Consider the following 11916-nt stretch of genomic DNA (forward strand, 5'->3'; position numbering starts at 1 on the left):
GTAACGCTATCGCGAGGAGAATGCCGTGTCGGCTCTCTCTAGTACCAATTCAGGGATCCCGGGCGGAGCGGTCTTCGTTCAGAACTTCTCGACCAAGGGACTGCCCGCGGAGGATCAGTTCGACGCGTGGCGTTCTCTGCTCTCCGAGACGATCGATCTCTTGCCTACGCCGAACGCGTCCGAGCCATTCGACGCCGAGTTCTCGTCGTGGAGCTTCGGCGACGTCGTTCTGACCAGGACGCTCTACGCCGACGCCCCCGCTCGCCATTGGCGGCACAGGCCGCGGTCCTTCATGGATCATTGGTGCGTCGTGCTCGCGCATTCCTGTTCGCCTGAGTGCAACCTGCTTTCCCTGAGCCCCCCCGAGCGGCAAGGCAATCTCAGCTTCCGCTCGCTCGCCATGCCGTTCGAAGGCCAGGCCGAGGACACGGAAGTCCTGACGCTGTTCCTGCCTCGTAACTTTTGCCAGGAGGAACTCGTCGATTTCGAGCGGGCGCACGATCTGGAAATCAATCCCGAACTCGGGGCGCTGCTCACGGGCTATATGGAGAACCTCGCCCGACAACTGCCGCATATCTCGGTGGAGCATGCGCAGGGCCTCGCCACCGCGACGCGTTCGCTGGTCGCGGCCTGCATCGCGCCGCGGGTCGAACGTTCCGAGGCTGCGGAGGTGCCGCTGACCTCCCTTCTGATCGATCGTGCCCGGCGCGTCGTCCGGCAGAACATGGCCTCCCCCGAGTTTGGTCCCGAGCGGCTGGCGCGCCTCATGGCGATGTCCCGCTCCAAGCTCTACCGGCTGTTCGAGAGCACGGGTGGCGTGGCTCATTTCATCAATCGCGAAAGGCTTCGCGAGGCGCATCGCCGACTCGCATCGACTCGCGATGCCCTGTCGATCCACGTCATCGGCAATGAAGTGGGCTTTATCGATCATTCGACCTTCAGCCGGGCGTTCCGACGTGAGTTCGGCTACAGCCCCACCGAGGCGCGCGAACGGCACCTGACCAAGTTCTCCTCGCTCCCATCTGGACTTGCCCAGCAGGATGCGGCGCTGGACGATGCAGCGGGAGGGAGCGGAGATGAACGCGCCGCACACAGCCTTGCCGACTAGCCGAAGAGCATGAGGTTCTCGGCATGAAGGGGGCGACGGGGCGCCTCTCCTTTCTCTACGCGGCCCTTTTCTTCGAGCTCGGCGTCAATCTGCCGTTCTTTCCGCTCTGGCTGCGCGCGCAATCGCTTGGTGACGATGCGATCGGCATCGTGCTTGCCGCACCGCTGCTGACCCGCATCATCGCAAATCCGGTCGTTGGCGTCCTCGCGGACCGGAGCGTGCGCATGACCATTGCGCTGGTTGCCTGCTCGGTGGCTGTCGTCATCGGCACAGGTTTTCTCGCCTTTGCCGCGGGCTTCCTGCCAATCCTGCTGCTGGTGATTGCGATCGCGCTCGCCCAGGGTCCACTGATCGCCCTCACCGATGCCGTAACCCTGCGCAGCCTCGAGGGCTTGCGCTCGGCAGAGCTGCGCTACGGGCGGATTCGCCTGTGGGGCTCGGCGGGCTTTGCGCTCGCCAATCTCTCGGCGGGCTGGATGCTCGACTGGCTGCCGATCTCGTCCATCATCGGAATGTTGCTGCTGTCGGCGCTTGCCACCGCGCTTGCCACGGTCGCCGTCGCAACCATTCGCCTGCCGGAGAGATCAGCCGCTCCCCACGAGAGGGCCGGGTTGGTGGAGAGGCCGCATCTGCTGATCCTGACGATTGCCGGGGCGGCACTCGTCCAGGCGAGCCACGCCGCCGTCTACGGGTTCAGCACGTTGCACTGGCAAAGCCTCGGCATTTCCGGGGGTACCATGGGAAGCCTCTGGGCGGCGGGCATCGCGTCGGAGATCACATTCTTCAGTCTGCTCGGATACGTCATCCGCGGCTCGGCCGGAGCAGGCGTCCTGCTCGCCGCCAGCGGCGCTGTCGCCACATTGCGCTGGGCCGGCATGGCTCTCGACCCGGATATCGCCTTCGTCGTCCTGCTGCAGCTGACGCATGGCCTGACCTTCGGCGCGACGCATCTGGGCAGCATCTTTCTGCTCGCGAAGTTCGCGCCGCGCAGCATGCTGGCCCAGGCTCAGGCCTGGCTTGCCGCCGGATGGGCCGGGGTGATGGCGGCTCTGACGACCCTTGCCGGCTATCTCTACGGCTCGTGGGGGGAGCATGTTTATGGCCTGATGGCGATCGCTTCCGGCATCGGCTTCCTCTTGCTGATCCCTGTCGCAGCCAGCCTGAGACGGGAGGATACGGCTCCGCAGCAAGGACCTCCGGACGCCGAGTACCCTGTCCCAAAATTGGGATGACCAGCGCAGAGTTGGGATTCTGAGCTAATCCGCGCTTCCCGGACTGTTGGTAGCGTCCGTCCCTGCCGCCCGAAGAGATTGGCGACGGACACTTGTCTTGCGCCCGAGGTTCCACGGCCTCTGCCTCGCGGTTGCCAGAGGAAGAACATGATGCTTTTGAACGGCTTGCGAGAGAACCCGTTCCCCGCGAATGGCAGGATCGTTGCAAGAACTCCGCCGTGTGCGAGGGCGGCGCTGCGAGGGCCGAAGGCATGAGCGTGCGTCGCGGCCCTGGTCCCTCCCGGTCTCTGCATGCAGCCGCGCTGACCGTCATTGCACTCGCCTCCGCAGCCTGCCAGCGCGAGGCCGACGAGGCCCCGCCGCCCGTGCGGATCGTCCGCACGATCACGGTCGACGAGCCCCGCCAGGCAGCGGACATCAATTTCACCGGCCATATCGAAGCGCAGGACCAGGCGTCGCTCTCCTTCCGCATCGGTGGCCGGCTGGCGGAGAGGCGCGTCGCGGTCGGCGCGACGGTACGCGAGGGAGAGGTCGTTGCCCGCCTCGACCCCGAGAACGAACTCAACGAACTGCGTTCGGCGCGGGCGGCACTCACGGCTGCTCAGGGCCTTCTGAGAAAGGCCGACAACCAGTTGCAGCGCCAGAGCCATCTGCTCCAGCGCAATGTCACGACGCAGGCGGATTTCGAGGCTGCCGAGCAGGGGCGCACGGCTGCCCGGGCTCAGGTCGACGCCGCACAAGCCCGCGTCAATTCCGCAGAAGATGTCGTCGGCTTCACCACCTTGAAGGCCGATGCACCAGGCGTCGTGACCAGGATCGGCGCAGAGCCGGGCGAGGTCGTCGCTGCCGGCCGGATGATCGTGCAACTCGCAAGGCGCGAGGGGCGCGATGCCGTATTCGAGGTGCCCGCCGCATTGATGCGCAGCCTGCCGGCCGATGCGCGCGTGTATGTCGCGCTCACCGGCGATCCCGGCACCACCGTCAGGGGCCGGGTACGCGAGGTCTCGCCCCAGGCCGACCCGGTGACGCGGACCTTCCGAGTCAGGGTCGGCCTCTCAGAGCCTCCGCAGTCCTACCGGCTCGGGACCGCGGTCCTCGGCACGATCCGCGGCAGCGAAGCCTCGGCCATTACCATACCGTCGACGGCGCTGGTGCGCCGCGAGCAGGATACCGGAGCCTGGGTCGTCGATCCCAAGACGCTCACCGTGTCGCTGCGCAAGCTCGACGTCCTCAGCGCCGACCCCGCGACGGCCCTGATCGGCAAGGGCCTGGCACTTGGCGATGTTATTGTCACGGCCGGCGCGAGCCTTTTGCAGGAAGGCCAGCATGTGCGGCTGACCGGGACGGAAACACGATGAGCTTCAACCTCTCGGAATGGGCCCTCAAGAACCGCTCGGTCGTGATCTATCTCATGATCGTCGCCGTCGCGGCCGGCGTGCTCGCCTTCGTGCGGCTTGGCCGCAATGAAGACCCCTCCTTCGTCATCAAGTCGATGGTCGTCTCGGCGGCCTGGCCGGGCGCGACCATGGAGGACACGCTGACGCAGATCACCGAGCGGCTCGAGCGCCAGCTCGAGGAAACGCCCGGCCTCGATTTCGTCCGCAGCTTCACTACGCCCGGCGTGACGACGATCTTCGTCAACCTGAAGCAGTCGGTCCCGGCGCGCCACGTGCAGGACACCTGGTACCGGGTCCGCAATCTCGTCGGGGACATCCGCCATACCCTGCCCCAGGGTGCGGTCGGGCCGTTCTTCAACGATCGCTTCGGCGACACTTTCGGCATCATCTACGGCTTCACCGCAGATGGCTTCACCAGCCGTGAGCTGCGCGACCATGTCGAAGCAGCCCGTTCGCGCCTGCTCCTCGTGCCAGACGTCTCGAAGATCGAGATCATCGGCGCCCAGGACGAGCGCATCTTCGTCGAATTCTCCGTCAGGGAACTCGCCAATCTCGGCATCGATCGCTCGGCCCTGCTCGGCGCCCTGCAGAGCCAGAACGTCGTGCGCCCCGCCGGCATCATCCAGACTGAGGACGAGAAGGTCTCGCTGCGCGTCTCGGGCGCCTTCCAGTCGGAAGCCGATCTGCTGAACGTCAATTTCCCCGTCGGCGATCGCATGGTTCGCCTCGCGGACATCGCCACCGTGCGCCGCGGTCATGCCGATCCGCCTCAGCCGATGTTCCGCGTCAACGGACGGGAAGCGATCGGACTGGGCATCGCGATGCGCGATGGCGGCGATATCCTGGCGCTTGGCAAGAATATCCAGCGTGCAATGGCGACCATCACCGCCAATCTGCCGCTCGGCATCGAGCCGCGCCTGGTCGCCGATCAGGCCGTGACGGTCGATCACGCGATCGACGATTTCATGACCTCGCTCTGGCAGTCGATCGCGATCATCATGGCGGTGAGCTTCATCAGCCTTGGCGTGCGCCCCGGCCTGGTCGTTGCGCTGTCCATTCCGCTGACGCTCGCGGTGGTCTTCGCCGTGATGCTCGTTGCCGGCATCGACATGCAGCGGATCTCGCTCGGTGCGCTGATCATCGCGCTCGCCCTGCTCGTCGACGACGCCATGACGACGACCGACGCGATGGTGACGCGTCTCGCCGCCGGCGAGGAGAAGGCAAAGGCTGCGACCTACGCCTTCAAGAAATATGCGATGGCGATGCTTGCCGGAACCTTGGTGACGATCGCCGGCTTCGTGCCGATCGGTTTTGCAGCAAGTTCGGCCGGCGAATACACATTCACCCTCTTTGCCGTGGTCAGCATCGCCCTGGTGGTGTCCTGGTTCGTGGCGGTGATCTTTGCACCGGTGCTTGGCGTCGCGATGCTGAAGGCGCCGGATCCGGCATCGAGCAATGCCGGCCCCGGCAGGGTCGAACGAACCTTCCGGCAGCTCCTGTCCGGGGCCATCAGGCTGCGCTGGGCGACCATCGCGGTGACGCTCGCATTGTTCGTCGCCTCCGTCCTCGCCCTGCCGCTGGTGCCCCGCCAGTTCTTCCCCGCCTCCGACCGGCCCGAGCTTCTGGTCGACCTGACACTGCCGCAGAACGCCTCGATCTATGCGAGCGAGCAGCTCGCGACCCGGTTCGACGCGGCACTCAAGGGCAACCCGGATGTCGATCGCTGGAGCACCTATGTCGGGCGCGGCGCAATCCGCTTCTATCTGCCGCTCAATGCGCAATTGCCCAACGACTTCTTCAGCCAGGCCGTCATCGTCGCCAAGGACGTGCCGGCTCGCGACCGCCTGCAGGCCAAGCTGGAAGAGCTCCTGGCCAAGGAGTTTCCGAATGTCGTCGCGCGCGTCTATCCGCTCGAACTCGGGCCGCCGGTCGGCTGGCCCGTGCAGTACCGCGTCAGCGGGCCCGACATCGCCGAGGTGCGCTCGATCGCGATGAAGCTGGCTCAGGTCGTCGCGACGAGCCCCAAGACCGAGCAGATCAATTTCGATTGGATCGAGCCTGCGCGCGAGCTGCGCCTGCGCGTCGATCAGGATGAGGCACGCCGCCTCGGCCTGAGTTCGCAAGCGCTTGCGGCGATCCTGAACACCGTCGTTTCCGGCACAGTCGTGACCCAGGTGCGCGACGATATCTATCTCGTCGATGTCGTCGTGCGGGCCCAGGACGCCGACCGCGTCTCGCTGGATACGCTGCGGACCATGCAGGTCGCGTTGCCCGGTGGACGCTCCGTGCCGGTGTCGCAGTTCGTGACGTTCAGCTACGGGCTGGACGCGCCGCTGATCTGGCGGCGCGACCGGGTTCCGAACCTGACAGTCGCCGCGGACGTCAAGCCCGGAACGCTGCCGGAGACCGTCGTCTCCGCCTTGCAGCCCTCGATCGACGCGCTGCGGAAGACGTTGTCGCCCGCCTACAGCATCGCCGTCGGAGGAACCGTCGAGGAAAGCGCCAAGTCGCAATCCTCGGTCATCGCCGTCGTGCCGGTCATGCTGCTGATCATGTTCACCGTGCTGATGGCCCAGCTGCGGAGCTTCAGACTGTTCGCCATCGTGCTCAGCATCGCGCCTCTCGGCCTCATCGGCGTGGTCAGCGCACTGCTCGTGTCGGGCAAGCCACTGGGTTTCGTCGCCCTGCTCGGCATCCTGGCGCTGATCGGCATCATCACCAAGAACGCGGTGATCCTGGTCGGCCAGATCGAGGCCGAGCGGGCCAGCGGCAAGAGTGTCGTCKAGGCGGCGCTCGACGCCAGCAGCACGCGCTTCCGGCCTATCATGCTGACGGCGGTCTCGACCGTGCTCGGCATGATCCCCATCGCCCCAACGGTGTTCTGGGGCCCGATGGCCTTCGCCATCATGGGCGGCCTCCTGGTCGCGACCGTCCTCACTCTCATCCTGCTGCCCGTGCTTTATGTCACCGTCTTCGGCGCAGGCTCGCCCACACCGAGCAAGACGAAAGCCCGGGCGACGGCCGCTGCGGGAGTTTCTTCGCGATGAGACCGATCTCAGCCATCCGGTTCCAGCCCTCGGCCACGCGCATTCTCCGCGCCGCTGCCGCCTCGATGTTCGTCCTGGCGCTCGCTGCCTGCCAGAACCAGGAGGCCGCCCCTTCGGAGGGCCGCCCGGTCCGCGTGGTCAAGGTCGAGGCCGGCAAACTCGCCAACGACATCAAACTGAGCGGCGAGATCCAGGCCGAGAAGAATGTCGGACTCGGCTTCCGCATCGGCGGCCGTGTCGCCGAGCGGCCGGTCAATGTCGGAGATCGCGTCGCAGCCGGACAGATCGTTGCCCGCCTTGACCCCTCGCTCGAACGCAACGCTCTGACGGCCGCCAAGGCAACGCTCGAAGCGGCCCGCGGCGAGGTGAACACGACGCGAAACACGTTCGAGCGTCAGGAACGGCTGATGGCGCAGGGCTTCACCACCCGGCCTCGTTTCGATCAGTCGCTMAAGGCGCAAGAGGCCGCGCAGGCCCAGTTCGAGGACGCCGAAGCGCAAGTCGAGCTGGCACAGGACCGGCTTGGCTTCACCGAATTGCGCGCAGGCGTCTCGGGCGTCGTAACCGCGCGCAGCATCGAGCCCGGCGAGGTCGTGCAGGCTGGGCAAGTCGTGCTTCAACTGGCGCGCGAGGACGGCCGTGACGCCGTCTTCAACGTGCCCGCCACGCTGCTGGAAACGCTGGAAGGCGACACTCCGATCCGGGTCGCTCTCGCCGAGGCTCCGACAGTGAGCGCATTTGGCCGTGTCCGAGAGGTGGCCCCGCAAGCCGACCCCGTGACCCGGACCTTTGGGGTCAGGATCGGCCTGATCGATCCGCCGGAGGAGATGCGGCTGGGATCGACCGTGGTCGGGACCATGGAGCTCACCTCGGCCTCCATCGTCTCCGTTCCGGCCAGCGCCCTGACCCAGCAGGACCTGTCGCCGGCAGTCTGGATCGTCGATCCCGTGAAGTCGACGGTCTCGCTGCGCAATGTCGACGTCCTGCGCTTCGACCCCGGCCTCGTCATCGTCTCGCAGGGGCTCGAGCCCGGCGACGTCATCGTCTCCGGAGGCATTCAGGCGTTGCACCCGGGCCAACGCGTGCAGCCGCTTCCCGCCGCGCGCGAGGCCGGCCGCACTGCGGCGGCGGCCCGGCCGCCGGGAGGCCCGGCGCTCCCACCTTCGTGACGCATGAGGCCCCTTCTCCGCCGCGGGCGGACCCCTGCAACCAGAGAGTATCCTGGCAGGATCACACCATTCACCAGTCAAGCGATGCCATGATGTCCTCTCGGAGACATTCTATGGAGATCATCCCCGCGGTCGGCGAGGCTGAAAGACTCAGAACCGAACTCCTCGTCGTCGGCGTATTCAGCGGCGGCGCATTGGTCGGGTCGGCGCGGCGTCTCGACGAACGGGCAGCCGGCAAGCTGTCCGCGATTGTCGGGCGCGGCGAACTTGGCGAGGCCGCCGGCGCAACCTTGCTGCTCCATCATTTGCCGGGCTCCGTCGCGACCCGCATCCTGCTCGTCAGCCTMGGCAAGCCCGAAGCCTTCTCCGACCGCGCCTATCTGCGGGCTCTTTCGGCAACGGCGAAGATCATCGCGGAGAGCGTCGTCGCCGAAGCCGTCATCGCCCTGGCCGAACACGAGGTCCCCAAGCGCAGCTTGAACTGGCAGGTTCAACAGGCTGCGCAAATTCTGGCCGATGGCGGATACGTCTTCGTCCTGCCCGGAACCCATCCTCGCCGCCAGATCGCGCGGCCCCGCCCAGTGCGCAGCATCATGCTGCTCGTTCCGCAGACCCTCACCTCGGAACTCCTCGGCGCGCTGCGGCAGGGCATCGCGGTCGCCGAAGGCGTCGCCTTGGCGAAGGATCTTGGCAATCTGCCGGGCAATATCTGCACCCCCGCCTACCTCGCCAGCACCGCGAAGGAGATGGGGAGGGAGTTCGGCTTCAATGTCGAAGTCCTGGAGCGCGAGGATCTCGAAGCGCTCGGCATGGGCGCCTTTTTGGTCGTCGGCAGGGGCTCCGCCAATCCCTGCAAGCTCGTCGTGATGCAGTCCAATGGACGCAAGAGCCGGAGCCGGCCGATCGTCCTCGTCGGCAAGGGCATCACCTTCGATATCGGAGGCACGCCGCTGACCCCGGGAGGCGACCCCGACGAAATGAAGTTCAACATGAGCGGTGCCGGCTGCGTTCTGGGGGTGATGCGTACGGTCGCCCGACTGGAGCTGCCGATCAATGTCGTTGGACTGATCGCCGCGGCCGAGAACATGCCGGGCGGCAGCGCCAGCCGCCCCGGCGACATCGTCACCTCGATGTCGGGCCAGACCATCGAGATCCGGACCCACGAGGCCGAGGGGCGGCTTCTGCTGTGCGATGTCCTGACCTATGCCGAGCGCTTCTCGCCGGCCTGCGTCATCGATGTCGCGACCTTGACCGAGGCTTGCGTCGTGGCGCTGGGCTCGCATGCGAGCGGCCTCTTCGCCAATGACGATGCACTCGCCGCGGAACTCCTGAGATGCGGGGGCGTGTCGGGCGATCGTGTCTGGCAGCTCCCGATCTGGGACGACTATTTCGGCCAGCTCGGCAGCAGCTTTGCCGATACCAGCAATCTCGGGGGGCCTGCGGCCGGCGCGATCACCGCCGCCTGCTTTCTCGCCCGCTTCGCCAGGGCCTATCCCTGGGCCCATCTGGATATTGCCGGCACCGCGTCGATCTCCGGCGCCACCAAGGCCTCGACCGGCCGGCCGGTTCCACTGCTCGCCGAATTCCTCATCGGCCGCGCCGCGGAAGCAGCGTCGCCGAATGGCCTTTCCCTCCCCTCCCCCTCAGCAATGGAGCTGCACTCATGAGCGATCTGGTTTTCATCGGCTTCCCGACCGAACAAAAGGCCGAAGAGGTCCGTCAGAAGGTCCTTTCCCTCCAGCGCGAATATCTGATCGAGCTCGGCGACGCCGTTGTCGTCGTCAAGGACGAGAAGGGACAGGTCAAACTCAACCAGATGATGAACCTGACGGCGGCAGGCGCAGCGTCGGGCGCCCTCTGGGGCACCTTGATCGGCTTCATCTTCCTCGCCCCGCTGCTGGGCACGGCTCTCGGTGCGGCCTCAGGCGCATTGGGCGGAAAGCTCAGCGATGTCGGCATCAACGACCAGTTCATGAAGGACGCGGCCAGCGCCTTGCAGCCCAACACCGCCGGGCTCTTCCTGCTGATCCGCAAGATGACCACCGACAAGGTCCTTGCCGACCTGAAGGGCGTCGGCGGCACGCTGATGAGCACCTCCTTCGACGAGACCAAGGAGGCTGCGCTGCGTGAGGCGCTGGCAGCCAGCGCCAGCGCCAGTGCCGAAGCGGCTCCTCCGGCCGCCACATGACGCTGGACTGGGGCGCCGGAGCGGGAGCAGAACAGGCCCAATGGGCCATCGCGACGGCGCGCCTCGACGATTTCCGCCCCCTGCTGCCGGCAGAGGAGGAGGTCGTCGCCAAGCTTCTCAGCGGGACTTTCGACCGCCTGGGAGATGGCTCGCGCCCCGAGAAACCTGACCCGGCGCGGGTCATTCGCGCATCCTTCCTGCGCTTTCTCATGCTCGGAGGTGAGGAAGGCTGTCGGCCCCACGAAAAGGGCGTCAGGATCAGCGGCGCCTGGATCACGGATGTTCTCGATCTCGAAGCCTGTCGCGTCTTTCGCGACATCGGCCTGAACGATTGCCATTTCGAGGCCGCGCCGATCTTCAGGGCCGCGATCATCAACCGCCTGTTCCTGGACGGCTCCTCGCTTCCCGGGCTCCAGGCTGAGCGGCTCGAGGCGCGCGGCGGCGTTTATCTGCGCGGCGCGGAGGTCACTGGCGAGGTTGATCTCGTTCAGTCGCGTCTCGGCGGCAATCTTGAATGCGATGGCGCCACCATTCGCGCACCAAGCGGCTACGCGCTGCTCGCCCCGAGCCTGGAGGCACGCAACGTCCTGCTGCGGGGGGCGACACTACGGGGCGGCATCAACCTGTCCGGTGCAGTGCTTGCCGCAGATCTCGACTGTGCCGGCGCCGCCGTCACCCGCACTGATGGCATTGCAATCGATGCCAACGAAATCGAGAACCGCGGTAGCGTCGTGCTGCGCAGCGCGCGCATCGAAGGCGAGATCCGGCTGATCGCCTCGCAGATCGGCGGCGACATCGACTGCTCAGGCGCCGTTCTCGCCGCCGCCGGCCAGACTGCGCTGGACATGAGCCGCAGTGCGATCAAGGGCGCGTTCTTCCTGCGCCGGGATGCCCAGGTGAACGGTGCGCTGGTGCTGACCGGCGCTTCGATCGGGACCATCCATGACGAGGCGGCCTGCTGGCCCAAGCAGGGCGATCTTCTCCTGAATCGCTGCCGCTATGGCGCCTTCATCGACGGGCCAGTCGATGCCGAGAGCCGGCTCGACTGGTTAGGGCGGCAGGCGCCCGAGCGCTGGGGCGAGGATTTCTGGCCCCAGCCCTATGAGCAACTGGCCTCCGTCTTCCGCGAGATGGGACATGGCGAAGATGCTCGCGCCGTGCTTGTCGTCAAGGAGCGACTGCAACGCCAGGCCCGGCGCAAGCGGGCGGCCAATCCCGTGCTCCGCGGGCTTCTGACAGCCGCCGACGGTGTGCTTGGAATCACCCTTGCTTATGGTCGTCAGCCACTGCTGGCCTTCGTCTGGCTCCTCTTCTTCTGGTTTCTGGGCGTTGCCATCTTCGGTTACGCCGAGCACCGGGGGGCCGTGATGCCCAATAGCGCCGTGGTCCTGCGTTCGCCCGAATGGACCTTGTGCGGCATCGAACGATCCGAGCAGCGCTCCCTGATCGCCACCCAGCAGACGAGCGGCCTGGCCGAGCCCGGCCAGACCCAGCTCGCCTGCTTCCGCCAGCGCTGGGAGGCCTCGAGCTACCCGGCCTTCAGCCCCTGGATGTACTCGCTCGATACGCTGCTGCCGGTGCTCGACATGGGGCAAAGAACCTTCTGGCGGCCCAATCCGTCCAAGCCTGGCGGTCGTATCGCCATCAACTATTTCTACTTCCAGTCGATCGTCGGCTGGGCTTTGAGCCTGCTGGCAGTTGCCGGTTTTTCGGGATTGGTGAAGTCGCCCTAACCCGGCCGACCCGCCTCGCATTCAGGATGGGAACGACGTGAG

8 protein-coding genes are annotated in these 11916 nt (G+C 66.4%); all 8 read left to right on the plus strand.

Features of this window, described 5'->3' with window-relative positions:
* Positions 1–25 precede the first annotated feature (25 nt).
* The 8 genes from AC1DIO_RS12045 to AC1DIO_RS12080 all read left to right on the plus strand — a co-directional run bounded on the left by AC1DIO_RS12045 (position 26) and on the right by AC1DIO_RS12080 (position 11874).
* Positions 26–1108, plus strand: a complete 1083-nt coding sequence (locus AC1DIO_RS12045; RefSeq protein WP_441490728.1) for a helix-turn-helix transcriptional regulator — start codon at positions 26–28, stop codon at positions 1106–1108.
* A 23-nt stretch (positions 1109–1131) separates the two neighbouring features.
* Complete coding sequence (locus tag AC1DIO_RS12050; protein ID WP_441490727.1) at positions 1132–2340, plus strand: MFS transporter; 1209 nt, start codon at positions 1132–1134, stop codon at positions 2338–2340.
* 251 nt (positions 2341–2591) lie between these two features.
* A complete protein-coding gene (locus tag AC1DIO_RS12055) occupies positions 2592–3698 on the plus strand; it encodes an efflux RND transporter periplasmic adaptor subunit (RefSeq protein ID WP_441490726.1) in 1107 nt (368 codons plus the stop codon).
* Positions 3695–6784: an efflux RND transporter permease subunit gene (locus AC1DIO_RS12060; RefSeq protein ID WP_476853446.1), complete on the plus strand. Its 3090-nt coding sequence runs from the start codon at positions 3695–3697 to the stop codon at positions 6782–6784. Before AC1DIO_RS12055 ends, AC1DIO_RS12060 begins: the two co-directional genes overlap by 4 nt.
* Positions 6781–7953 (plus strand): efflux RND transporter periplasmic adaptor subunit, encoded by a 1173-nt coding sequence (locus AC1DIO_RS12065; RefSeq protein WP_441490724.1) that lies wholly within the window; start codon positions 6781–6783, stop codon positions 7951–7953. The genes AC1DIO_RS12060 and AC1DIO_RS12065 overlap by 4 nt, the downstream gene beginning before the upstream one ends.
* Before the next feature lie 113 nt (positions 7954–8066).
* On the plus strand, positions 8067–9620 hold the full coding sequence (locus AC1DIO_RS12070) for a leucyl aminopeptidase (protein WP_476767618.1): 1554 nt from the start codon (positions 8067–8069) through the stop codon (positions 9618–9620).
* Complete coding sequence (locus AC1DIO_RS12075) at positions 9617–10141, plus strand: DUF1269 domain-containing protein (RefSeq protein WP_441490722.1); 525 nt, start codon at positions 9617–9619, stop codon at positions 10139–10141. The genes AC1DIO_RS12070 and AC1DIO_RS12075 overlap by 4 nt, the downstream gene beginning before the upstream one ends.
* Positions 10138–11874: a hypothetical protein gene (locus AC1DIO_RS12080; RefSeq protein ID WP_441490721.1), complete on the plus strand. Its 1737-nt coding sequence runs from the start codon at positions 10138–10140 to the stop codon at positions 11872–11874. Before AC1DIO_RS12075 ends, AC1DIO_RS12080 begins: the two co-directional genes overlap by 4 nt.
* The last annotated feature ends 42 nt before the right edge of the window (positions 11875–11916 follow it).

The sequence above is a fragment of the Allobosea sp. 05T439 genome (genome assembly GCF_056396005.1).

Bases quoted from the DNA above. Each gene is read 5' to 3' on its own strand.
- AC1DIO_RS12050 (WP_441490727.1), top strand. From the start codon at position 1,132: ATGAAGGGGGCGACGGGGCGCCTCTCCTTTCTCTACGCGGCCCTTTTC.
- AC1DIO_RS12055 (WP_441490726.1), top strand. From the start codon at position 2,592: ATGAGCGTGCGTCGCGGCCCTGGTCCCTCCCGGTCTCTGCATGCAGCC.
- AC1DIO_RS12075 (WP_441490722.1), top strand. From the start codon at position 9,617: ATGAGCGATCTGGTTTTCATCGGCTTCCCGACCGAACAAAAGGCCGAA.
- AC1DIO_RS12080 (WP_441490721.1), top strand. From the start codon at position 10,138: ATGACGCTGGACTGGGGCGCCGGAGCGGGAGCAGAACAGGCCCAATGG.